Source organism: Candidatus Thalassolituus haligoni (genome assembly GCF_041222825.1).
Classification (GTDB): domain Bacteria; phylum Pseudomonadota; class Gammaproteobacteria; order Pseudomonadales; family Oceanobacteraceae; genus Oceanobacter; species Oceanobacter antarcticus.
In genome coordinates, this window is record NZ_CP139482.1 from 1,365,772 (window position 1) to 1,390,993 (window position 25,222).

A 25,222-nucleotide genomic window follows, 5' to 3' on the forward strand; every position below is an offset into this window, starting at 1 on the left:
ACCGCCTGACATCACAGTAAGGCTAGTCAGGGAACGCCGTTTTCGCAAGGAATGGCAAATACGTCATGTACTTCTATAGTGAATACATGACTCGCGACTTACTGCATGCCCAGAGTCCGGTTTCGACGATTTCCATCACGGGCTCTATGACGAGGTAATAGATGTTTCGGAGCATGCCCCTGCGAGTCAGATATCTGGTGTTTGAGGTTGTGTTGCTGACGGTTGGCGGGTTGCTGACCCTGGCGGTCATGCTGAAACTGGAAAATTTTAATCAACAGCAGCTGCAACAGTCATTGACGCAGCAGGCTGAAGATATGGCGGATCAGGTTGTTAACCGCATTAACCTTTATGAATATGGCCTGCGCGGTATGCGTGGCGTGGTGTTGGTCGCAGGCGACCGGCTGAATGAACTGGCAATAAAAAGCTATGCCATGACGCGCAATCTGGATCAGGAATTTCCGGGAGCGCGGGGGTTTGGGTTTATACGTAAAGTCTCTGAGCAAGCATTGCCGGGTTACCTTGCTGATCAACAGAAGGTGCGGGAACACTTTGGCATTCGCCAGATCCAGAGACACGAAGGCGACCGGTTTATTATTGAGTACATTGAGCCACTGCTTGGCAACGCTGAAGCCGTCGGTCTTGATATTGCCTCGGAGTCAGCGCGTCGTAATGCCGCTATCGCAGCGATGACATTGGGTGATGTGCAGTTAACGGCTCCCATTACTCTGGTACAAACTGCTGGTAAGCGGCTGCAATCCTTTCTGATTCTGCTACCGGTTTATCGTATCCCGGTGACGCCGCTGCAACCTGAAGAGCGTGAACAACAATTGCTTGGCTGGAGTTACGCCCCCTTGCTGATGGGGCAAGTGCTGGCCGATCTGAAGAAAAATGATGCCCTTGTCAGTCTGCGCTTTACCGATATAACCGATAACCAACATCCGGAAGTATTTTATTCCACCCTGAAAGAATCCACATCAGACTCGTCCCAAGTAGTACAGGCGACTGCTGTCCAGCGTGCGGTTTTTGGCCGTCAGTGGCAAATAGAGGTGATCCCGCAGCCAGGGTTTGCTGCCAGTCTTCATCTGGTCTCACCGGTTCAGGTGGCCGTGGTGGGCGCGGTTGTTAACCTGCTCTTGGCCATGTTGCTGTATCTGCTGATCAGCGGGCGCATGCGTCGCGGGGAATACCTGTCACAGCGTCAACACCTGGCGGCGATTGTCGACGGTTCCGTTGATGGCATTGTCAGTACTGATGCCGATGGCATCATCACCAGCTGGAACAGTGGTGCCGAGCGTTTGTTGGGCTTTCCGGCCGAGACCATGCTGGGAACGTCGCTGACGGAGCGCATTGTACCGGAGAACCTGCAGCAGGAAAGTGAACGTATCTTGACCTCGGTGGTGAAGCGGGGGTTGCATGTCCGGCCATTGGAAACCCGGCGTCTGGCTTTGGATGGTCAGCTGATTGATGTTTCGGTTTCGGCCTCGGGGATCCGCGATGCCAGTGGTCGTCTGGTTGGGTTGTCGCAGACCATTCGTGATATTTCTCGCCAAAAGCAGGCGCAGGCGCATGTGCTTGAACTGCAGCACAAACTGGAACAACAAGTCGAACAACGCACTGGTGAGGCCGATCGGATCAACCAATTACTGCAGGGCGTTTTGCGTTCATCGTCAGAAGTCGGCATTGTCGCCACCACTAAAGAAGGTGTGATTACGCTGTTCAACTCGGGTGCCGAACGTATGTTGGGCTACTGTTCAGAGGAGATGGTTGGCATCCGTACACCAGTGATTTTTCATGACAGTGATGAACTGAAACAACGGGCACAGCAGCTGACGGAAGCCCTCGGCGTATCGGTTGACGGTTTTGATGTGCTGGTGGCGTTACCCGAACGGGAAGGCGCAGAAACCCGCGAGTGGACCTACATGACGCGCCAGGGCAAGCGCTTGACGGTGAGTGTATCGGTCACGGCAATTTGCTCTGAAAACAGCAACGAGGTGACAGGGTATCTGGGCATTGTCTTTGATATCACTCATCGCAAACGCACCGAAATGAAATTGCAGCAAAGCCTCAAGACGACCCAGGCCATTCTCGATACTGCCGTCAATCCGATTATCACCATGGATCGTTCCGGTAACATCAAGCTGTTTAATCCGGCGGCAGAACAGCTGTTCGGTTACTCGTCCGGGGAAATCATCGGCAGCAGTATCCGCATGTTGATGCCGCCGTCGGTCGATGCCGTCACGGATAATTTCATGCATTCACTGCTGATCGATATCGAAGCCTTTGCAGGCAGTAACCGTACATTTGAGCAGGAAATTCAGGCGATGCGTCATGATGGCAGCCTGTTTCCGGCGCAGATCAGCTTTGGTGCTGTAGAACAGGATGGCGGTCTGATTGTGGTCGGCGTGTTGACCGATTTATCCGAGCACTATCAGCATCAGCGCGTGGTTCAAAGTGCTATCAGCCAATTGGAAATGGCCGCTGAAGTGGCGGAATTGGGGGTCTGGAGCTGGGATACCGATACCGAGCTACTGACTTGGAATGATCGTATGTTCAGCCTGTATCAACAGCCGGTTGAGTTGAAAAATGAAGACTTGGAACTGGAGCGCTGGTCGGAACGAGTACACCCGGACGATCAGGTTATGGCTGAGTCGTTGCTGCGAACCTGCATGGATGTTGGCTATTTTGACACTGTGTTCCGGATTGTCTGGCCCGATGGCAACATCCGGCATATCCAATGCGCTGCTCGTGCCGAGCGCGCCAGTCATGGTCGGGTGATTCGTATCACCGGCATCAATCAGGACATCACCGAACAGATACTGCATGAAGCACACCTGCGGTATGCCAGAGATCAGGCCGATGCCTCCAGTGCGGCTAAATCCGCCTTTCTGGCCAATATGAGTCATGAAATCCGTACCCCCATGACCGCTGTGTTGGGCATGCTGGCCCTGTTACAACAAAGCCAGCTGACCGAGCGCCAGTCGGATTACCTGTCCAAGGCGCAGAATGCCGGGCGTTCGCTGCTGCTGCTGCTAAACGATGTGCTCGATTATTCCAAAATCGAAGCCGGTAAATTAGCGCTGGATGTTCACCCCTTCGATATGAACGAGCTGTTACGTACTCTGGGTGTTGTGATGGCAGGAAATCTGGGCCAAAAACCGGTTGAACTGGTGTTTGATATTACCCCCTGCTTACCCGTTCAATTCGAAGGGGATAGCAAGCGCTTGTTGCAGGTATTGATCAACCTGGCGGGCAATGCGCTGAAGTTTACGCCGTCAGGCCATGTCATGGTCAGGGTCAGTATTTTGGCCGACAGTGAACCGTCGATGGATTTGAGAATTGAGGTTATCGATACCGGGATCGGTATCTCCGACGAACAGCAGCAACGTATTTTCTCCGGCTTTATTCAGGCCGAAGCGTCAGTCAGTCGGCATTTTGGTGGCACCGGGCTGGGGCTGGTCATTTGCAAGCGCCTGGTGGAGCTGATGGGCAGCGAGTTGCAGCTGGAAAGCAGGCAGGATAGGGGCAGCCGTTTCTGGTTCGATGTAAAACTGCAACGGACGGACAATCGCAGCACATATCTGGCCTCTGCCGAAAATCCGCCCCGCCGGGTGTTACTGGTTGAAAACAAATCGCTGGTGGCAACACCGTTAATGCGTCTGGGCGAAGCGGCACACTGGGAAATGGTTCAGGCATTGGATGGGATTGCTGCGGTTGACTATATTGAGCAAGCCAACCAGCGTGAGCAGCCAGTGCATCTGGTGCTGCTGGATGCATCGATAGTGGGTATCCGGGTTGAGGAATTAATCTTGCGACTCAGGGTTGCACCATTAATGGGCCAGGCTCCTGCGGTCATTGTCCTTGGCGTCCTGGATGATCATTGTCAGCCCTTGTCCGAAGCGGCAGAAGAGGTTGCCTTCCTCTGTAAACCGGTGACGCCAGCAGAATTGTATCACGTTGCCAACGAGCTGCTGAACGGCAAGCAGATCGACGACAACGTCATCACCGGCTTGGCCAAACCCCGGCTTGAGGGCGTGAATTTACTGGTCGTGGAAGATAACGGCATCAATCGTGAAATAGTCAGTGAATTGTTACGACTGGAGGGCGCTCGGGTGGATCTGGCTGAAAGTGGACAGGAAGGCGTGAATCGCGTTAGCGACAATGCGCGACCTTACGACCTGGTACTGATGGACATCCAGATGCCCGGCATGGATGGCCTGGAAGCGACCCGATTGATTCGTACCCGTGTCAGCAAGGAACAATTGCCGATACTGGCCATGACCGCCAATGTGTCACTGGATGACTATGCTGAATGTATTGAGGCGGGTATGAATGGGCATGTGGGCAAGCCGATCGATCTCGATCGTATCGTCACAGCCATTCTTGCTACCATTGATCCTGCCAGATCTCCGTCCCGACCGGTAATGGCGAACGACCAGCAAAGTGGTGGTGAGACTGACGTACTGGTCGAGCCACTTGCTACCATTTTGCGCCGCTTCGGTGGCAAACAGGAGATCTACACGCGTTTGCTGGCGACGATAAAAGAAGATTTTGGCGTACTGCTGGAAAAACTGGCGCTGCAGCTGCAGTCGGCGGGCTGGCCCGAGGCCGCTGCCACACTGCATGCCCTGAAAGGCAATGCAGGCACGATGGGGGCGATCGGTCTGGCCAAGCGTGCTGCGGCGCTGGAGCCGGTGTTTGTGCAGGCCGGTTCGGAGGGGAACAACCTGCCGGATAGCGATAGCCTGATCGCCGAATTGAGGCACTTGTCTGAGCGCTCTGTCGTGGCATTACAGCAAGCGGTGCAGGCGCTTGATGGTATGCCGGAGGCAAAAGCAATGGCCGGGAGCCTGGTCTCGAGCCAGCCTGGTGTGTATGACAGGCCCCTGAGCTCTGTGACAGGCGAAGAGGATCAGGAAATAGCAAACTGGCTGAACAGTCTTGATGCCAGCCTGGACAATGGCGATATGAAGGTCGTGGAAATGGTGGAATGCTGTCCAGAAGTGATCCGCTCTGCTTATCCGCAATGGCTGGAGCCGTTGATTATGCAGATTGGAAGTCTTGAATTTGAACAGGCCAGGCAGACACTGCGCCAGATGCGGGGGGATCAATGAATACCGCAGGATCGTTTAATGAATGGATTCCGGGGTTGGATCGACTGCCCCGTTTGCTGGTTGTGGATGATCAGCCACTGATTATCCGGGTATTGAATGAAATTTTTAAAAACGAATGCCAGGTATCAATGGCAACAGACAGTCGTCGAGTTATTGAAATTTGCCGCAAGCAGCAACCGGATCTGATCTTGCTGGATATCATGATGCCCGGCATTGATGGTTATACCGTTTGCCGGCAGTTAAAAGCAGATGCCATGACCGCAGATATCCCCGTTATTTTTGTGTCATCACAGCAGGAAGTTGAAAATGAGCTGCGCGGATTTGATGTGGGGGCGGTGGACTTTATTACCAAACCCGTTAATCCGGTGCTGGTGTATGCCCGCGTGCGAACCCATATAGCGGTCAAGATTCAACGTGACTTGTTGCGTGCCAGTGCCTTGCAAGACGGACTGACCGGCGTTTCCAATCGCCGTCGTTTTGAAGAGACGTTGGAGCTGAACTGGAAGCAGGACTTGCGCGAGCAGCGTGAACTGTCGCTGATCATGGTGGATCTGGACTACTTCAAACGTTACAACGATTATTATGGCCATCTTGAAGGGGATCAATGTCTGATCCGGGTTGCACAGACCATCAAGGCGGTGCTCAAACGCCCCAGTGACAGCTTGTCGCGTTATGGCGGTGAGGAATTTGTTTGCCTCTTGCCGGATACCAACCAGCAAGGCGCCAAAAAAGTCGCCAATGATATCCTCCTCAGTATTGAAACCCTGGCGATACCTCATGCGGAATCTCCCCTGGCATCACAGGTTTCTGTCAGCCTGGGAGGTGCAACGGTGAAACCAAATTTAACCATGAATCGCGCCGATCTGATCAAGGCCGCTGATATCCAGTTATATCAGGCCAAACAGCAGGGCAGAGGGCGCTATATGGGGATACAACTGCCAGCGGATGCTGCGGGTACGGATTGCCAAACCATCGTTCACGATGCCTGACCAGTCAGTAACCGGTATCGCTGGGCGAGTGATTTATTCAATCTCAGACGGGTGACGTGCTGCATTTTCAGCAACATCCTCTAGTCTGAAAAGAGTTTGATTATTTATGGCCATGTGGAACAACATGCGTACAAGGACAGAGGGAACAGATATGAGCTTACTTTCACGCTTGTCAGTAAAAGGTAAATTGTTACTGATGATCACTGTGCCTCTGATTGCTCTGGTGTATTTACTGGCCGAAGATGTGAGTGTGAGGTCGGTACAGAAAAGCGAAATGCAGGCGATTTCAGTGCTGGTTAATCTGGCCAGACAAAATAGTCTGCTGGCGCATGAGTTACAAAAAGAACGTGGTCTGTCGGCCGGGTTCCTGGGGAGTCAGGGCACGTCATTCAGTGAGACACTGCCGCAACAACGGCGTGTCAGTGATGACCAATTACAAGCCTGGGAAGTGCTGCTCGATCATACTGACCTGTCTGACTATCCCAAGGTAGCTGCGGTGATTACGACCGCCCAAGCCGACTTGCAGCGTTTGGCTGATGTACGCTCCGGTGTTGCAGGATTGGCACTCGACTTGCCCGATGCGCTGGCATTTTATACCGGTATTATCCGCCACTTGCTGGCGCTGTCGGCGATTGCGACGGACTATACCAGTGATGGTGCGATTTCCCGCCAATTGCAGGCCTATTACAATTTGCTGCAAGGCAAAGAGCGCGCCGGTATTGAGCGTGCGGTGTTGAGTAATGCCTTTGGTGCCAACGAGTTTTCAGCGGGCTTGTACCTCCGTTTTATCCGTCTGGAAACCGAGCAAAGCGCCTATCTTGACTCGTTTTATCAATTTTCCAATGCCGCAGGCAGACAACAATTTGACGCCTTTCTGGGATCGGCCTTCCAGCGTGCTGTTGCGGACTACCGTGCGATGGCGCATCAATATGCCACTACGGGCGGGTTCGGAGTGGCCGCCAGTGACTGGTTTGCTGCCTCGACCGCACGTATCAATCAACTCAAGGTACTGGAGAATGGACTCGAAGCCGTGTTGCTGGATACGGCCTCGTCTCGTCTGGCGGACGTCAGCCGTGCTTACTGGAACATTATTCTGCTCGGGCTGTTTTTCCTGATCCTCTCTACCGTGCTGACGCTACTGGTGTCCGGCATGTTTTATCGTCAGGTCAAGGTGCTGCATCAGCAAATTGTGGCCATCAGTCAGGGACTCGATCTGTCTCAGCGGGTGCCGGTCTACCTGAAGGATGAGTTGGGCGAAGTGGCGACCGCCTGTAATCAATTACTGGAGCGCATGGAAGAAACCGTTTCCCAGATTGCCATCAGCGCGACAGAAATGAACCTGATCGCTATTCAGAATCACATGACTATTTCGCTGAGTACCCGAGGGATGCAGGTACAGCAGGATGAAACCTCGAGTGCTGCGACCGCTGTCAGTCAGCTGGAACAGGCGACGCAGGACATTGCCTACAGCATCCAGCAAGTGGCTGACCAGGCCAGCCAGGCCAATCAAACGGCCGACAGCAGCGGTGAAACGGTCGATCTCAGTCTGGGTTGTATTGAAAACCTCAATACCCAGATGAATCAGGCGGCGGAGGTGATTCAGGATTTGCACCGTTCCAGTGATGCCATTGCCGGGGTACTGGAGGTGATCAAGGCTATTGCCGAGCAAACCAACCTGCTGGCGCTGAATGCTGCGATTGAAGCTGCCCGTGCGGGAGAGCAGGGCCGGGGGTTTGCTGTTGTCGCGGATGAAGTCCGGTCATTGGCGCAAAAAACACAAGAGTCTACTGCCGAAATCGGCCGGATTGTTGGCCGTTTCCAGCAAGATTCACAGCTCGCCTATCATTCTGTTGAAGAATCGCAGAAAGTGGCGCGGCAAACGGTCGAGCTGTCGGGTACCGTCGCCAGAGAGCTGGCCCAAATACGTTCCGCTGTCCGCAGTATCCGGGATATGTCTGATCAGGTGGCCGCAGCGGCAGAAGAGCAGGTGACGACCAATAAAGAGCTGGGCCAGAACATGATGGCTATTCAGCGTTCATCAGAGTCGACCGTGGCCACCGGCAAGTTTATGCGCAAGACCGGTGGCCAGCAGCGTGAACTGGCGGGCAATCTGATGACGCTGGCAGAGCGATTCCGCTTGCATCAGGATTGATTTTGGCCCAAGCAGCCACTGAGAAAACGGCTGACGTCTTCAATTTCCGGGTACGAAACCTCGTGCTTCATCGGATAGCTGCGCCAGAGTGGTTGCAGGCCGTTGTGGCGCAGCTGTTCCAGCGCCACCATCGCCAGCGAGATCGGCACAACCGGATCCACCGTGCCATGGGCAACCATGACTGGCAGCTGGCTATTGGCAGGATGAACCTTGAACGGATTCACCCGAGTGCCATCGGGAATGTAGGTGCTCAGAGCAATCAGCCCGCCGAGTGGCTGACCAAAGCTGGTTGCGGCCTGATAAGCAACCGCCCCTCCTTGGGAAAACCCGGCAAGCACAATTTTCCAGGAAGGTATGCCCATATCAATTTGTTGTTGAATCAGCTGATACAGCCGATTCACTGAGTCGGCCAGCTGATCCGGGTCGATGGTGCGTTTTGGCGTCATCGCCATAATATCGTACCAGGAGCGCATGGCTGCGCCATCGGCCATCGTGACTGGCCGTTTGGGGGCATGGGGGAAAATACAGCGCAGTTGTGATGTATCTATCAAGCTCGCCATATGCTGTACCACCGGCACAAAATCGTAGCCGTCCGCTCCCAGGCCATGCAGCCAGATCAGACAGGCGCTGGCAGGATCTGCAGATGGCTCGAGCACAACTTGCTCAGGGGTTTCGGTCATTTTCATGCGGTGTTTGTCTCAAGGGCAGGTGTCGTATGCAAGATAGCCAGAGGTAACAAGGCGTGCCGGATAATGGACATCAAGCCAAGTATCCGGCAGGCGAGGCAAACAGGGTCTGTCAGAAAAACAGACCTGCTTCAAGCTGGGCTTCTTCGGTCATCATGTCACGATGCCATTGTGGCTCAAACACCAGTTCGACGTTGACGGCACTGACATTGGGGACTTTGGCGACCCGATATTTGACGTCGGAAATCAGTACTGGTCCCATGCCACAGGTCGGTGCGGTCAGTGTCATGCGGATGTTGACCTGATGACCGTCAATCTCTATGCCATAAATCAGACCCAGGTCGAGCAAATTGATGGGAATTTCCGGGTCGAAAATCGTCCGTAATGCTTGCTCAACCTGTTCTTTCCGAACCACGTTATCGCCGTGATCCTCGAAGACAATCTGTTCTGCTTGCAGGCCCAGCGCGGCCGCATCGGTGCCATCAACCCGCATCATGTTGCCGTTAACGGTGACCGTATAATTGCCACCCAGTGCCTGATTGATGGTGACAAAGACACCGGGCGGAATGGTGGCAGGAATACCGGAAGGAACCTGTCGCGCTGGACATGCAGCCAGCGAAACGACCATGCGTTTTTCCATAAATGAAGCTACCTGTCGCTGAAATTTTGCTGAGTGGGTGCCGTTTTGATACCGGCATCACGCCGGGTCAGTGCAATATCTCCGGACGTTCAGCAGTTGTGGCATGGATGGCACCTCAGCATGACCTCATGACCTGAAAAGGTACATACCAAGGAGACATGGCAAGGTTACACCGAAAAGGATTCACCGCAGCCACACAAATCACGGGCATTGGGATTGTTGAACTTGATGATGCTGTTCAGGCCTTCTTTGGTGAAGTCGATTTCGGTGCCACGGACATAGGCTCTGGCATCTTCGGCGACGTACAGGATCACGTCACTGGCGACCTGGACTACCTGGTCGCCAGGGCTGGAAGCATCAACAAATTCAATATCGTACTTGAATCCTGAACAGCCACTCTTTTTGACAGCCAGACGCACGCCGCTTTTGTCATTATTTTTGGCCAACATTTTGCGCACGTGTTGAATCGCCGCGTCGGTCATGCTGACTTCGGCAGCGGCGTTCGGGTCGTAGGTTTCAATACTCATGTGTGTGTCCTCAATCGGTCACGAATCATTACAGCAAAAACATCTTGGCTTTTTCCAGCCCCTTGAACAGGGCATCCACTTCATCCAGCGTATTGTAAAACGCCATCGAGGCCCGCACGGTTCCTGGTACGCCAAGGCGTTCCATCAATGGCATGGCACAGTGGTGGCCGGTACGTACCGCAATGCCTTGCTGGTCGAGCAGGGTGCCGACGTCCGCAGGGTGCGCACCGTCGAGCAGGAAACTGAAGACGGAGGCTTTTTTGGCCGCTTCGCCGATGATACGGATACCACCCAACTCCAGCGCCATGGCGTGGGCTTTTTGGATCAGAGCCTCTTCCTGGGCGACCAGTACCTTGCGATCGAGACCGTTGAGGTAGTTGATGGCAGCAGCCAGGCCAATCGCACCGGCAATATTGGGGGTGCCCGCTTCAAACTTGTAGGGTAACTGGTTGTAGGTGGTGCCAGCAAAAGAGCAGTGTTCAATCATTTCACCACCGCCCTGATAGGGCGGCATGTCATTGAGCAGTTCTTCCTTGCCGTACAACACACCCATACCGGTCGGGCCAAACAACTTGTGGCTGGAAAAAGCATAGAAATCGACATCCAGCTGCAGCACATCGACATCAAAGTGGGAGACCCCCTGGGCACCATCAACCATCACCACGGATTCGTTAATCCGTGCCATACGGACAATGTCCGGAATCGGATTGACACTACCAAGGGCGTTGGAGACGTGCGCAACGGAGATCAGCTTGACCCGTGGCTCCATCAATTCGGCCAAGGCGTTCAGGTCGAGTTCGCCGTTATCCTTGACCGGGATCGGGATCAGTTCTGCGCCGACCTGTGCGCACAGCATTTGCCAGGGCACGATATTGGAATGATGTTCCATTTCACTGACCAGAATGCGGTCACCCTTGCCAATGTGCTTGCGGCCCCAGGTGGATGCCACCAGGTTAATACCTTCGGTAGTGCCTCGGGTCCAGACAATTTCTTCCGGTTTTAACGCCCCGATGAATTCCTGCACGACTTTACGGGCACCTTCGAACTGCTCGGTCGCGACGTCACTGAGGTAATGGGCACCGCGGTGGACGTTGGAGTTGACCGTACGATAGAACGTCGCTTCGGCTTCGATCACAACGTTTGGCTTGTGCGTGGTGGCACCGTTGTCGAGATAGACCAGTGGCTTGCCATGCACTTGCTGTTGCAGCGCCGGGAAATCCTGGCGGATATTGTCGATGTAACGGCGGGTCTCTGCGGAATAGGCGTCGATCATGACAGTGCCTCGATCTGCTCGTGAGTAAAGGCCTGGACACGACCAAAACGCTGCGCCAGCAGCGGGCGTAACCAGTCACCAACGGCGGGATGTGGCAGCGCTTCCAGCAGTTCGTTGATAAAACCAAAGCTCAACATGACCTGGGCTTCCTGTTCGCTGATGCCCCGGCTTTGCATATAGAAGCGGGCCTTGTCATCCAGTTGGGCAACGGTCGCACCGTGGGCGCATTTAACGTCGTCGGCGTAGATTTCCAGTTCCGGTTTGGTGTTGATTTCGGCCTTGTTGGTCAGTAACAGGTTCTTGTTGCTCAGTTCCGCCAGGGTTTTCTGGGCATTCTTGTGGATATGAATGCGGCCGTTGAATACGGCTTTGGCCTGGTCGTTGATAATGCCGCGGAACACTTCATTGCTGGTGCACTGGGCAGCGACGTGTTCGATACAGGTGTGGAAATCGACCAGTTGCGACTCCTGGGGGACGTAGACACCGGAAATTTCCGAGTGTGAGCCACCACGATTGTGGTTGACCACCAGGTCATTACGGGTCAGCGCCGAGCCAAGTCCGAGGTGAAACGCCAGGTACTGGGCATCCCGTTGCAGATCGATACGGCTGGTACCGATAAAGGCGGCGGCTTGCTGCATCTGGTTAAGACGATAATGGGTCAGGCGGGCATTATCGCCGACCAGAATATCCGTCTGGTTATTGGTAAAACTGTTGTCGCTGCTCTGTGTTACGGAGGCAAACTGCTCAATCAGTGTCAGCTCGGCGCTGGTTTCCAGCTCCACCAATACTCGGCTGTTGATGCTGTAGGCATGATCGGCACCGGTATTGACTGAACAGATTTGCAGTGGTTTGTCGAGCGGGCTGTTACGACCAATGGTGATCAGCACGCCGCTGCTGAGCGCGGCGTCGTTAAGGTCGTTAAACAGGTGATGATTCGATTGATGACGGGCGTTAGACAAACGCTCGACAATCCGCGCTTGTTGCTCGCTAGTGGCATCGGCAAACAGCACCACCTGTTCCAGTGCCAGGGCGCTCGACAATGCGGTATCGATCTGGCCATTCACCAGTACCAGCTGGTAGCTGTCCAGCCCGGCGATGGTGATGGTGCTGGCCAGCGTATCGGCATCGACTGGTGTAACCGGAACAGCAGCACTGTAGCTGTCTGCCGCCAGGGTTTTCAGCGAGCAATACTTCCACGCCTCGGTTTTGCGATTTGGCCACGGCGCAGCGGCAAAGGCTGCACGACCGGCATGGTTAATGTCAGCCAACCAGTCCAGGGGAGCAATAGTATCTTGCTGATTAAGTTGCTGCTGCTGAAAGCTGGCAGCCGGATTCGTCTCTACCATGTTATTGCGCCTCGCTTTCCAGCCAGCCGTAGCCTTTCTCTTCCAGTTCCAGCGCCAGCTCCTTGCCACCGGATTTGACGATCTTGCCATCAGCAAGGACGTGAACGTAGTCCGGGATGATGTAGTCGAGCAAGCGCTGGTAGTGGGTGACGATGATGAAAGAGCGGTTGGGATCACGCATGGCATTAACGCCATTTGCCACCACTTGCAGAGCGTCGATATCGAGACCGGAGTCGGTTTCATCAAGGATGCACAGGGAAGGTTCCAGCATCATCATTTGCATCAACTCGTTACGCTTTTTCTCACCACCGGAGAAACCTTCGTTGACACCACGCTTGAGGAAACTCTGGTCGAGATTCACTGCCTTGATTTTTTCCCGAGCCATTTTCAAAAAACTGACCGAATCCATCGGTTCCTTGCCCTGGTAGGCACGAATGGCATCGACGGAGGCTTTGAGAAATTCGAGATTGGAAACACCGGGAATTTCAACCGGGTACTGAAATGCCAGAAACAGGCCCTCGCGAGCGCGTTCTTCTGCGTTGAGTGCCAGAATATCCTTGCCATTCAAAGTGGCCGAACCGGCGGTGACTTCGTAACCGTCGCGGCCCGCCAGGACATTACCCAGTGTGCTTTTGCCTGCGCCGTTAGGACCCATGATGGCATGGATTTCACCGGGTTTGATGTCCAGGTTGAGGCCCTTGAGAATGGGCTTGTCTTCGACTTTGGCGTGCAGGTTTTTAATGCTGATCATGGTGGTTCCTGTCTTCTGTAGTCGGACGTCGGTGCCAGACGTCGGACGCTTTAATGTGTTTTGGACGGACGCCGGATGCCAGACGTCGGACATGATTCGGTGTTTTGCGTCTGGCCTCAGACCTCCGACAATGAATTATCCCACTGACCCTTCAAGGCTGATTTCCAGCAGTTTGCCCGCTTCTACGGCAAACTCCATCGGCAGTTCCTTGAACACCTCTTTGCAGAAACCGTTCACAATCATGGACACTGCTTTTTCGGTATCAATGCCGCGCTGGCGACACAGGAATAGCTGGTCGTCGCTGACGGTAGAGGTTGTTGCTTCGTGTTCTATCACCGCTGACGGGTGCTTGCTTTCGATGTAAGGGAAAGTATGGGCACCACACTGGTCGCCAATCAGCAGCGAGTCACACTGGGTGTAGTTACGGGCACCTTCGGCATTCGGATTCATGCGCACCAGACCGCGATAGGCGTTTTGGCTTTTACCGGCAGAAATACCCTTGGAGATAATGGTGGAGCGGGTGTTTTTGCCCAGGTGAATCATCTTGGTGCCGGTGTCGGCCTGCTGATAGTTGTTGGTCAGTGCGACCGAGTAAAACTCGCCTACCGAGTTGTCACCCTTGAGGATGCAGCTCGGATATTTCCAGGTGACGGCTGAACCGGTCTCAACCTGGGTCCAGCTGACCTTGGCATTGGTATGGGCAACGGCTCGTTTGGTAACAAAGTTGTAGATGCCACCTTTGCCTTCTTCGTCACCGGGATACCAGTTTTGCACGGTGCTGTATTTGATTTCGGCGTTGTCGAGGGCGATCAGTTCCACTACGGCGGCGTGCAGCTGATTTTCGTCGCGCATCGGCGCGGTACAGCCTTCGAGATAGGAAACGTGTGAGCCTTCATCGGCGATAATCAGCGTACGTTCAAACTGGCCGGTTTTGGCTTCGTTGATACGGAAGTAGGTCGACAACTCCATCGGGCAGCGTACGCCTTTGGGGATGTAGACAAATGAGCCGTCGGAGAACACAGCGCAGTTGAGGGCAGCATAAAAGTTGTCGCGCTGCGGTACGACGGTGCCGAGGTATTTTTTCACCAGTTCCGGGTGCTTGTGCACGGCTTCGGAAATCGGCATAAAGATCACACCGGCTTCCGCCAGTTTGTCGCGGAAGGTAGTAGCGATAGAAACCGAGTCGAAGACGGCGTCGACTGCGACCCCGGCCAGCATCAGCTGTTCGTGCAGCGGGATGCCCAGCTTGTTGTAGGTTTCCAGCAGCTTGGGATCCACTTCATCCAGGCTTTTTGGCCCATCGGCCATGCTTTTGGGTGCTGAATAATAAGAGAGTGCTTGGAAATCCGGCTTGTCATAGCTGACATGAGCCCATTCTGGCTCGACCATTTCCAGCCAGGCGCGATAGGCTTTCAGCCGCCATTCGGTCATCCACTCGGGTTCACCTTTTTTGGCGGAAATAAACCGCACCACGTCTTCATTCAGGCCGGGCGGCAGGGTATCTGATTCGATATCACTGATAAATCCAGCCGCGTATTCCTTGCGGAAACGTTGATGGATTTCCTGATTTGGTACGGGGTCGGTCAGAACGGGATTTATGGTATCGGTCATGGCGCTATCTCTCGGTCGGATGACATCGTTCCGTTCCTGGTCGCAAACCGCGAGAAGAGGGCTTGCCAACTGCTATGCGGTGGTAACCGGGCACATCAGGCCAGTATGGATCCGGCTGTGCTGATATCATCATTTCGTTAGTCCCAGCATTCTACTCAAGTACTCACGGTATTACCAGAATCAATACCAGTTTGGTATGCTTTGCTGATAAACCGGTTTCCGTATCCGCTCGGGTTGTTCCTGAAACGGGGGTGACGGACGGCAAGTGGGTAAAAGTCATCAATGAAAATCAGCAAAATGACCGATTACGGCGTGTTGGTGCTGAACCATCTGGCACAAAGCGGTGGTTCCCAGCAATCCACTGACGACATTGTCACCGGTATCGGCGTGTCGTTGCCGACCGCCCGCAAGGTGCTGAAAGTGTTGGCCGATGCCGGATTGGTACAGGCCCGGCGTGGTTCTCGTGGTGGCTACCGACTGGCGCGCAGTCCGGAACAGATTCCCTTGCTGGCGATTGTGGAAGCCTTTGAAGGCAAGGTGAGTCTGACGGAATGCAGTACCGTTGAGTCTGATTGCGACATCACCGACAGTTGCTCGCTGGCGGGTAACTGGGGTGGTATCAATCAGGTACTGACGCTGGTGCTGTCGGGCATCAGCCTGCATGACATCCGTTATCCCCATACGTTGCAACGCATTACCGCTAGCCTGGCATTGTCTACCGACCAGATTCATCTGGTGAATCTGGATTAATTGGCCTCTCTGACACTCCTCCGCAAGGTGCTACCACCCCGGCAGCAAAAATCTCAATGCGGTTTGATGATCCCTACCGGTGTTGATCACCGGATCGATTGCCAGGCCGTTTTTTGCACGACAAGATTCTGTAACCTTTCGCTCCTAGACTGATTCAACGCACCTTACCGACAGATCTGTTATGCGCCTGGTTACCCTGTTCCTTGTTGTACTGTTATCCGTGACGGTGGTTGAAGCTGCAGCGCTCGAATTGCAGGGCGCCGCTGTTTATCGGCGTCTCGATAACGATGTCTATCTGGCATCGGTCTATAGCGACAGCGCCAACAGTGAAGCCTGGCTGAATTCTGCCCAGCCACTGCGGCTGGAAATGCGCATCTTGGCAGATGAACTCTCCCCCAGGCGTTTCTACCGCCTCTGGAACGAGGGCCTGGCCATTAATCTCAGCGAAGCAGAAATGAATCAGCGGGTTACCCAGGTCACCCGGTTTATGCACTTGCTGAAAGATGATCTGCTCATGGGAGATCAGCTGCTGATCTCGAACGAGACCGGTGAGACGCGGGTGACTATCAATGCGGTTGACGTGCTACAGCTGGATGATCCCGGTTTTGTACGGGCACTGGTGACGGTTTGGGTGGGCAAGTACCCGCGTTCGCAAAAATTCAAGGATGATCTGATTCACATGTCGGCCAACCAGCGAGCTGAACAACAGGCCCGGTTACTGGCAATTGAACCGGCCGCCGGGCGTCAGCAAGTGATCGAAAGCTGGGTTACGGTTGAGCAACATAATAGCGCCAAACCATCAGTTTCAGCTGCTGCCGTTGTAATTGCGGGCCAGGGTAGTGCTGCCGGAGTGACTGCTGCTGGAGTGACTGCTGCTGGAGTGACTGTTGCTGGAGTTACTGTTGCCGCAGTGACATTGCCTCCGGCTGCAACAGAACCCAGCCCGGACATCATGGCACCAGCAGAGTCGCAGCCGGAACCCGGCATGGAGATGATGAATATACCGGAGCTTGATGAGACCCCATTGTCAGCTTTATCTGATCCGGTGGCGGAGGCGTTATCGACAGACCAACAGCAGGAGACGTTACGCCTGGCAGAAGAGCAGGCAGCCGCTGAGTTGGCAGCCCGGCAAGCGCAGCAGAGAAAACAGGAAGCATTGCTGATCGAACGGCAGCAATCAGAAGCGCGTTATTATCGCGATCTGTTAACCAGTGCCAATGCCAAGGTGCTGTATCCCAAGCAGGCGTTGCGGCGCGGGCTGGAAGGGACTGCGCGGGTTGCGCTGAAGTTGAATCGGGATGGCAGCTTGATAACCGCTGTTATCAGTGAAACTTCCGGGCATACCGTACTGGACTCGGCAGCGGTACGAGCAGCAGAACGGGCCGCACCGTATCGCGAGTTGCCCGGTATTTTGCTGGGGCCAGATTTTGAGTTCGACATTCCTTTCCGTTTTGTGATGAATACCCGTTAACGGCGCTGCCTGTTTCCAATTTGTCATGCTAACGTTGGATCATCTGAAAGGAATACAGAAAGGCACGACAGGTCATGTGACTGCTTGTTTTTACAGCCGCGTTTGTTACACCAAGCGTAGGGCAGGTCGTGAAACAGGGTTTTTCCTGGTCAACAGGTAAAGGATTCCCAAGCCATTTCAATCCGAGTAGGGCTGTAGTTATGAAGCGTATATCGGTACTCATGATGTTGCTGGTACTGACGACTCCGGTACTGGCTGCCGGTGAACAGACGTACGGATACTTCGAGTTACTGGGAAAGTCCTGGTTTCTGGTTGCTCTGAATGACGTCGAATCGGTCAGTGAAGGCGCGGTTACAGAAGAGGGTGCAGTTACAGAAGGCACCCGTCTTGAACTGAAAGTTGTCGAAGATGAGGTATCGCCAAGGCGTTTTCGGCAACTCTGGATGGATGCACTTGCCGCTGCCGCCACGTCCCATAATCTCTCCCATTTCCAGCAAGACCTCGATACCTTCTTCTCTGCCATCAAAGGCCCATTACTCAAAGGCGATAACCTCTCCCTCGAATTGCAGGATGACGCCACTGTTCTGATGATCAATCACTACGACCATGCGCATCTGTCGCCCGACTTTCTTGCTTTGCTGGTGGATTCCCTGACCGCACGGATTGCACCCATTCCACAGTTGCGACAAGGGTTGTTGGGGTTGATTGAGCCGCAACAAATGCGCGTGCTTGAAGCCGCATTTCATGCTGAAGAAATTCCATTACAACGTATCAGTCAGACTTCTCGCTGGCTTCGATTTCCCGGTAAAACCCGCGTTTCCCAGCTCTGATATACTTGCGCCTCTCGCCGGTGGCGATGACGAGTAGCATTCAGAGGTAGCAGTGACTCCAGCATATACAGACAGATTCGGTGGCATTGGCCGCCTGTACGGCGTTTCCGGCCTTGAACGTTTATCGCGTGCGCGTGTGTGCGTGGTGGGGATTGGCGGTGTCGGCACCTGGGTAGCAGAGGCACTGGCCCGTTCTGGAATTGGTGCCCTGACACTGATCGACCTGGACGACATCTGTGTGACCAATACCAATCGCCAGATTCACGCCCTGACGGGCAGCGTCGGACAAATGAAAGTCGCAGCGATGCATGAACGCTTGCTGCAAATCAATCCTGAGTGTGATGTTCAGACGGTTGAGGATTTTCTCACCAGCAAAAACATGGCAGCGATACTGGCACCGGGTGATCAGTACGATCATTTTGATTACGTAGTGGATTGCATCGACAGTGTCAGGAACAAGGCGGCGCTGTTGGCTTTTTGCAAACGTTACAAGATTCGGGTGGTAACCACAGGCGCTGCGGGTGGACAGATTGATCCGACCCAAATCCAGATTGCCGATCTCAATAAAACCACCAATGACCCGCTGGCTCGCAAGGTGCGTTCCTTGCTGCGGCGGGAGTATGGTTTTTCTCGTAACTCCAGCCGTAATTATTCCATTCCCTGTGTCTTTTCCACGGAACAGCTGGTCTATCCGCAACCGGATGGCTCGGTCTGCCAGATGAAAGCATTTGCGGGCGACAGCACCCGGCTGGACTGCGCATCCGGCTTTGGCTCTGCCACTATGGTGACGGGGACGTTTGGTTTTGTGGCGGCTTCCCGCGTGGTCAAACGTATTGCCGAAGGAGCAGGCAAGAAAGGGTGAATCCGGCTTGTTATCGCGGAGTTCATCCTGATAGTGATCGCTGTGTGCCATTATCGAACGAAAACCCTTGTTTTGACGCTTTTTTGTATAGACTATGTATAACTTTATTGACGTCAGATAATTCGTTGGAGGTTGATATGACACGTTCCCGTATGGCAGCAAACCGCCGCCAGCAGGCCCTGCGACAACGCCGCGACAGCGCCGCTGCAGAGCGAGAGCGGCAACGCCATGTGCCGCAACCAGTGGCAATAACACCGTCGTGGTCTGGCTCGGTCTGGCTGTTGCTGGCGGCCAGCCTGCTGCTGATCTGGTTGCTGTTGCAGGCAGCTCCGGTGTTGGCCAGCGACGCTGCTCAACCCGCCACGCAGGTGCGCTCTCAAGCCGCAGTCTGCCCGGCGGTGTTCCATCAACAGATGAAGCAATTACACAGCAGCAAGATACTCAATGTCTGCGACGTCGTTAACGGTCGCCCGGTGCTGCTGGTAAACACTGCCAGCCATTGCGGTTTTTCCGGGCAATTTGCCGACCTGGAAACACTGCATGAAACCTATAAAGATCGTGGCCTGGTGGTTATTGGCGTGGCGTCCAACAGTTTTGATCAGGAAGCCAAGACCGAAGAAGAAGCCGCAGACGTGTGTTTCAAGAACTTCGGTGTCACCTTTACCATGATGGCTCCGGTACCAGTCAAGGGTGCTGACGCGCATCCGTTGTTTCAGGAAATGGCCCGCCAGGCTGGTGCACCACGCTGGAATTTCTACAAGTATCTGCTGAATGCCGATGGCAAGGTGGTGGAATCCTGGTCCAGCTTTGGAATGCCAGATGACGATGATTTGGCTGCAGTACTGACGCAGCAGCCCGATAAAAGCTGAAGCAGAACGCCAGCTGGATGAGCTGGCAGGGTGAGGTAAAACCAGGCTACAAAAAATCAAAAAAAGCCGGGATTGCTCCCGGCCAACGTTGCTTCTATGAAGGAAAGCATTACCAATGCGAGCTTGAGGGGCACCGCCCCACTAACGCTAGCAACCCCCGAGCTGGTAAGACATCTCTTCCGTCTCGATCGTCGCACACTGGCCTGAATTGCTCATTGTTTGATCCGTATTGAGCCAGACGGCTGGTTCTTTTACCTGACTAACTTAAGTAGCGCTTATTTAACTTATTTAAAGCGTGCCGCTTACTGCAAGTCAAACAGGGTCTTGATCTCGCGCCAGTCGATGTATTTGAAGTTTTGATTTTGTTCCGGCATCAGGTTACGGCCATCCTGTACAACCAGCATTCCCAACGGGTATTGATCGCCCAAAAAGGCGGAACTGATGGTCAGCCCATCGGTTTCAGACGCGCCATCAATCCCTTTGGCAGCGTTGAGGCCAACGCGGAAACGACCGATATACTGATACGGCGGAGTAGCGTTGAACAGTACGTAGCTGTCGTTGCCCTGACTGGATACCAGCAAATAGTTGGCCGTGGCGGTCTGATAAATATCCATGCCTTCGATATCGGCGTGCAGCCATTCACCAACGCTGGCTATTTCCAACATTTCGGTCGTGGCATCCGGCTCCGCTGGCAGCGTCCAGACGGCGCGGTTTTCTTCACCAACAAACAGCCGCTGGGCGCGATCATCAGCGGCGCAACCTTCTGGCTGACTGGCGACGGCAAATTCCCGCACCAACTGGCCTTGCCAGCCAGTCGCGCTATCCAGAATCTGGTACTGCTGATAACGTCCATCCTGATCGTTGATAAATACAAATACTTGGCGGGCACGGTTTTGATACATACAAAGACCGTAGACGTCGTCCAGAGTGGTGACGATTTCTCCTGCGCTGCTGACCACACCGGTTTGCGGCTGGATGCGGAACAGGGCAATGGAGTGGCGATCGCGCTGGCTGGCGGCGGCGATGTCCATTGGCTGGTTACGATAGTGGAACCCCTGACGCAGATCGACGTTGTTGACCCGATCCACCAGTAATTCCTGCAACTCTGTGCCATCAAGGTCGTAGACGTATAACCCCTGCTTTTTGTTGGTGCCCAGAACACGGCTGGCATCTGGCTGGTTCGGGTTTACCCATATCGCTGGATCATCGGCGGCGTCACCGGCTTTTTTGACCGGCTGAGTCTCGCCATTGGCAACTACGGTCGTGATCACATCGGTTACTTCAATGGCAGGCAGTGAGGGCAGCTCCAGCGTGATCAGGCTGCCGCTGTGTTTATCCAGTGCTCCTGCCCGGGTATCTTGCGGCAAGGTCAGCAGGGTATCGATGGCGATGGTCTCGGCCAGCAGGGTGTGGCCAAGATAACGACCGTTATCCTGTTGATACTGGTGCAAGCGATGTCCTTCACTTTCGGCCAGCCACAGGCTGCCCTGGCTCAGGGTGATGGCTCCGGCTTGCCCCTGAATATGGCCAAACGGGTGAGTCAGATCGATCATCTCGCGGGCGGCATCACTTTCTGCCCGTGCGTTCATACGCCATACACCGACACTTTCTTCGCTGATATAGAGCGTATCGCGCTGGTCATCGGCAACACAGTATTGGGCACCGGGTGCGGTGGCGAACTGACGCAGCAGGGTGGTGTTCAGTTGAGTCGTGTGCGGCGGTGAAGCTGAACCGTTTGCAGCCGGGTTTAATACCAGCTGTCGGGCCATGGCGTCTTCGCCGAGCAAAAACAGTTGCAGGTTCGCAGGCTGGCTATTGCTTAACGGTGCGTACAAGCACAGCCCTTCCAGTGGCTGTTGCAAGGGTGCGCTGACGGCGTCTTGCTGCAGGGTATAACCGCTCTTCGTGTCTGTGCTGGCTACCAGCGTCAGCAGGTGTAACTGGTTCTGCTGGTCGAGGCTGACAATCTTGATGACTGTTTGGCCGTTTGCTGTCATTTCGCGGGCATCGAGCAGTTCGCCACGCCAGCTGGCCTGCCAGTCGGGTTGGCCGGTCTGGGTGTCGGTCAGTTGCGCCGGGCTGTCTGGCCCAATGCTGAAAGAGTGATGACCCGGCAACACCAGCAGGTGTTCCCCAGTGGTTATTGTCTTGGTCATGGTCGAGGCCGTAGCCTGAACCTGGGTCGTTGAGGCCGTTGACGATTCCGAGCTGGCACTCAGACCCGAACAGGCGGACAGGGTCGTGAGCGTCAGGCCAATCATGGCCATGCTCAGTAATGTGGGGGTGTGTCGTTGTACTGTCATAACAATTCTCTGTAGCAATGGGGCATAACCCGATAGGTGCCAACGCGGGTATCCAGACGTAACAATCCCCACAATCCCGGCGAAACGTCACCAGGGTTGTGGGCGGCACCGGCAGTACCGGTGCAGAGCTGGCGTCAGAAGCTGGAGTAGCTCACACCCAGGCTGTAGGTTGGGCCGTAGTCTTCATATTGGGCATTGTATTGTTCGCTGCCCTGGTAGGTGTAATACGGTTCATCGGTCAGGTTGGCGGCCTTGAAGCGTACTTTCAGCTGCTCGGAGAGCTTGTAGGAGGCGTTGAAGTCCACCTGAGTTTGCGATGACTGTTTGATGTCTCCGCTGCTGTCTTCGAGGTTGCCGACTTCGTCCAGATAGTCGGACTTGTAGTTGGCGGCCAGACGCAGGCTGATGGTGTCGTTCTCGTACCCGACCACCAGGTTGCCGGTGGTATCCGACTGCTTCGGCAAGCTGATGGTACGGCTCAGTTGCTCGTCTCCATCGTCGGATGTGATCGTTGCCTTGGAATCGACAAAGGTCACGTTGGCAGACAATAACAAGCCATTGAACGGTGCTGGCAGTGTGGCAAATTTTTGTGAGTAAGCCAGTTCCAGACCTTTTACCGTCGCGGATGTGCCATTTTCAAATGTGGTGGTGGTGGTGTCTTCCTCCCCCGCCAGGCTGTTGTAATAGGCATCGTTGGCGACGTCGGTTTCGTAGGCAAAATTGTCGATATTCTTGTAGAAGGCAAAGGCAGAAATCACCCCTGCGTTACCCATAAAGTGCTCGATCCCCAGATCCAGGTTACTGGATTCCAGTGGTTTCAAGTCGGGGTTGCCCGCTTCCAGTTCATCACCGTCAATGGCCACGTTTGGACGAATCATTTCGAAGGTCGGGCGCACAACCGAATTGGTCCAGGCCGCTCGCACCTGGGTATCGGCCGCTACATCCAGTTTGGCCAGCAGGGAAGGCAGTGTATGAGAGTAGTCGTTGGTGAAGTGTGTGCGGCTGACAGCGGCTTCATTATCGTCACCATTAATCTGGTAACCCTTGCTCTTCTGTTTGGTTTGTTCATGACGCAGACCGCCAATCAGCTGCAGTTCATCCATATCAATACGGCCCATAACATAAGCAGCGTTGACGTCCTCTTCGATGGTGTAGTCTTCAATGAGTGAGTCAACAAAGCCTTCTGCCACGGCAGCGGCTTCTGCTTCGGAGTCTGCTGCCAGGGTATGCATCAGCGCACGTAACTGGTTGTCGTTCAAGGCTGGGCCAAAGTTGCCGAGACCGTAGTCGACGCTACCGGATACGTAATCGGACATGGAAATGTCATCGGCTTCATATTTGCGAATGTCGACATCCATGTGTTTTTTACGGCTTTTCAGCTTGCCCCCAAACTTCACCATGGCCGGGTAGTCCGCCACAATCAGGTCGCGGGTGATATCGACTTTGGCGACGTTCATATCATCGGTGGAATGACTGTGTACCCGTTCGATTTCGTCGAGTTCAAAGTTGCTGGCATCGTACAGCTCACTGCCGAACAGGATGGGTTTTTTGCTGCCGTTAAAACCAATGTTATCTACGTCAGCGGTGAAGACAGCGCTGTCCATGGAATCCGGTTCTTCTTCCTTGGCGCTGGACATACCCAGGTCGTATTCGACAGTCCAGTCGTTGATAAAGTGTTCGCCACCCAGGGTCACCGACTTGATGGTCTGGGTTTCTTTACGATCCTTCAGTTCACGGGCGACTTCGCCGAGGCCGCTGTCACCGGAAGCACGGGAAGTACCGTCACGCTCTTCCTCTCCATCTTCAATGACCAGTTGCTGAAATTCCGCCACCAGTGCCTGGCGTTGTTCGTCATCGCTGAATTCTGAATACAGCGTGCGCAGGTGGAAGGCGTTGTTGATGTCGTGCTCATAATCGAGGTTCAGTGCCGCGCCAATCCGTTCACGATTGATGGTGTAATCGCGCATTTCCATTTCTTCCAGCTCATCGCCATCCCACTTGCCGCCGGTTTCGGTATTTTCAGAACCGAAGTCACGGCTTTCGTAGCTGGCCGCAGCGGCGATACCCAAACGACGTTCGCCCCCCAGTGCCAGGGTCGTACCGCCACCCAGAGACAGTTTGGGGTTGGTGTTGTCGGTCAGTTCGTCGTAGCTGTATTCGAGGTCGGCATTATAAAACGACCCTTCACGATCCAGTGCCGAGATACTTTCAATCTCGATTGCACCACCGATAGAGTTGGCGTCCATATCAGGCGTTAGAGACTTGGTGACCACCAGCGAGCTGATCAGATTGGATGGAATCACATCCAGCGCCACTGAACGGGTTCCGGCTTCCGGTGCTGGAATCTGGGTGCCGTTGATGGATACCGAGTTGTAGTCTGATCCCATACCACGCACACGAACAAAGCGGCCTTCGCCCTGGTCGCGTTCAATCGACAGGCCGGGAATACGCTGCAAGGCTTCTGCCGCGTTTGAATCGGGCAGTTCACCGATGGCGTCGGCATTGACGGCGCTGATAATACGATCGGAATAACGCTGGCGATCGAGGGCGCGTTGCATCCGTGCCGCCTGACCAAAGACCAGCACTTCGTCGATCATATCGTCGCCTTCGTTAACCACCACGTTGGCGCTGGTGACGTCGTTGTCGATGACGGTAACCCGACGGGAATCCAGGGTCTTGTCGCCCAGGGTAATGGTCAGGGTGTAGTCACCGGCGGGGACTGGTGGCAAACGGAAGCGACCCGCTTGACCCGACAGGGTTTGACGTTTGGCTTCTTCGAGGCGCACAACCGCACCTTTGTAAATGGTTTGTGAAGCCGCGTCGATAATACGGCCTTCGACGATGCCATCGGCTTGCGCCAGAGCGGCAGATGCCAGGGCAATGCTGGCTACCAGAGGTTTGATTAACAGTTTCACTTCTGCTCTCCGTTGAAATAATGGCTCTGGCCCGGGCAGTCTCGTTAGCTGGCCTTGGGGCGAGAGTGAGTCTCTTGTCAGGAGTCGCGACGGTAGAAATTGGCTGTGACACTTTTGTTACCGTCTCTTTGGCAAC

17 protein-coding genes are annotated in these 25,222 nt (G+C 54.4%); 8 read left to right on the forward strand and 9 right to left on the reverse strand.

Annotated features, from left to right (window positions below; all coding sequences use genetic code 11):
- Positions 1 to 161: 161 nt before the first annotated feature.
- From SOJ49_RS06185 to SOJ49_RS06195, 3 genes are all read left to right on the forward strand, one after another.
- Positions 162 to 5,111 (forward strand): PAS domain S-box protein, encoded by a 4,950-nt coding sequence (locus tag SOJ49_RS06185; RefSeq protein WP_369857361.1) that lies wholly within the window; start codon positions 162 to 164, stop codon positions 5,109 to 5,111.
- Complete coding sequence (locus SOJ49_RS06190; RefSeq protein WP_369857362.1) at positions 5,108 to 6,100, forward strand: diguanylate cyclase domain-containing protein; 993 nt, start codon at positions 5,108 to 5,110, stop codon at positions 6,098 to 6,100. The genes SOJ49_RS06185 and SOJ49_RS06190 overlap by 4 nt, the downstream gene beginning before the upstream one ends.
- A 151-nt stretch (positions 6,101 to 6,251) precedes the next feature.
- Positions 6,252 to 8,252 (forward strand): methyl-accepting chemotaxis protein, encoded by a 2,001-nt coding sequence (locus SOJ49_RS06195; RefSeq protein WP_369857363.1) that lies wholly within the window; start codon positions 6,252 to 6,254, stop codon positions 8,250 to 8,252.
- Here SOJ49_RS06195 and SOJ49_RS06200 read toward each other — a convergent pair.
- From SOJ49_RS06200 to sufB, 7 genes are all read right to left on the reverse strand, one after another.
- Positions 8,243 to 8,938: an alpha/beta hydrolase gene (locus SOJ49_RS06200; protein WP_369857364.1), complete on the reverse strand. Its 696-nt coding sequence runs from the start codon at positions 8,936 to 8,938 to the stop codon at positions 8,243 to 8,245. The genes SOJ49_RS06195 and SOJ49_RS06200 overlap by 10 nt on opposite strands.
- 112 nt (positions 8,939 to 9,050) lie before the next feature.
- Positions 9,051 to 9,578, reverse strand: coding sequence for a putative Fe-S cluster assembly protein SufT (sufT, locus tag SOJ49_RS06205; protein WP_369857365.1), 528 nt, complete (start codon positions 9,576 to 9,578; stop codon positions 9,051 to 9,053).
- A gap of 167 nt (positions 9,579 to 9,745) precedes the next feature.
- The gene (locus tag SOJ49_RS06210; protein ID WP_369857366.1) at positions 9,746 to 10,105 is read right to left on the reverse strand and encodes a HesB/IscA family protein; all 360 of its coding nucleotides are present in this window, start codon (positions 10,103 to 10,105) and stop codon (positions 9,746 to 9,748) included.
- A 28-nt stretch (positions 10,106 to 10,133) separates the two neighbouring features.
- Positions 10,134 to 11,378, reverse strand: a complete 1,245-nt coding sequence (locus SOJ49_RS06215; protein ID WP_369857367.1) for an aminotransferase class V-fold PLP-dependent enzyme — start codon at positions 11,376 to 11,378, stop codon at positions 10,134 to 10,136.
- The gene (sufD, locus tag SOJ49_RS06220) at positions 11,375 to 12,724 is read right to left on the reverse strand and encodes a Fe-S cluster assembly protein SufD (protein WP_369857368.1); all 1,350 of its coding nucleotides are present in this window, start codon (positions 12,722 to 12,724) and stop codon (positions 11,375 to 11,377) included. The genes SOJ49_RS06215 and sufD overlap by 4 nt, the downstream gene beginning before the upstream one ends.
- A gap of 1 nt (position 12,725) precedes the next feature.
- Positions 12,726 to 13,475, reverse strand: coding sequence for a Fe-S cluster assembly ATPase SufC (gene sufC, locus SOJ49_RS06225; protein ID WP_369857369.1), 750 nt, complete (start codon positions 13,473 to 13,475; stop codon positions 12,726 to 12,728).
- A gap of 135 nt (positions 13,476 to 13,610) precedes the next feature.
- Entirely contained in the window at positions 13,611 to 15,086 is a 1,476-nt protein-coding gene (gene sufB, locus SOJ49_RS06230; protein WP_369857370.1) for a Fe-S cluster assembly protein SufB, read from the reverse strand.
- A gap of 282 nt (positions 15,087 to 15,368) precedes the next feature.
- On the opposite strand from sufB, the gene SOJ49_RS06235 reads away from it, so the two are divergent.
- The 5 genes from SOJ49_RS06235 to SOJ49_RS06255 all read left to right on the forward strand — a co-directional run bounded on the left by SOJ49_RS06235 (position 15,369) and on the right by SOJ49_RS06255 (position 19,868).
- Entirely contained in the window at positions 15,369 to 15,836 is a 468-nt protein-coding gene (locus SOJ49_RS06235) for an SUF system Fe-S cluster assembly regulator (protein WP_369857371.1), read from the forward strand.
- Positions 15,837 to 16,017: 181 nt separating this feature from the next.
- Positions 16,018 to 17,307, forward strand: a complete 1,290-nt coding sequence (locus SOJ49_RS06240; protein WP_369857372.1) for a TonB family protein — start codon at positions 16,018 to 16,020, stop codon at positions 17,305 to 17,307.
- Positions 17,308 to 17,507: 200 nt separating this feature from the next.
- Entirely contained in the window at positions 17,508 to 18,137 is a 630-nt protein-coding gene (locus SOJ49_RS06245; protein ID WP_369857373.1) for a hypothetical protein, read from the forward strand.
- Positions 18,138 to 18,189: 52 nt separating this feature from the next.
- Positions 18,190 to 18,999: a tRNA cyclic N6-threonylcarbamoyladenosine(37) synthase TcdA gene (tcdA, locus tag SOJ49_RS06250; RefSeq protein ID WP_369857374.1), complete on the forward strand. Its 810-nt coding sequence runs from the start codon at positions 18,190 to 18,192 to the stop codon at positions 18,997 to 18,999.
- Between the two features lie 137 nt (positions 19,000 to 19,136).
- Positions 19,137 to 19,868: a glutathione peroxidase gene (locus tag SOJ49_RS06255; protein ID WP_369857375.1), complete on the forward strand. Its 732-nt coding sequence runs from the start codon at positions 19,137 to 19,139 to the stop codon at positions 19,866 to 19,868.
- Between the two features lie 302 nt (positions 19,869 to 20,170).
- On the opposite strand, the gene SOJ49_RS06260 is transcribed toward SOJ49_RS06255, so the two are convergent.
- Both SOJ49_RS06260 and SOJ49_RS06265 read right to left on the reverse strand, forming a co-directional pair.
- Complete coding sequence (locus SOJ49_RS06260; protein WP_369857376.1) at positions 20,171 to 22,171, reverse strand: phytase; 2,001 nt, start codon at positions 22,169 to 22,171, stop codon at positions 20,171 to 20,173.
- Positions 22,172 to 22,305: 134 nt separating this feature from the next.
- The gene (locus tag SOJ49_RS06265) at positions 22,306 to 25,086 is read right to left on the reverse strand and encodes a TonB-dependent receptor (protein WP_369857377.1); all 2,781 of its coding nucleotides are present in this window, start codon (positions 25,084 to 25,086) and stop codon (positions 22,306 to 22,308) included.
- Positions 25,087 to 25,222: the final 136 nt, after the last annotated feature.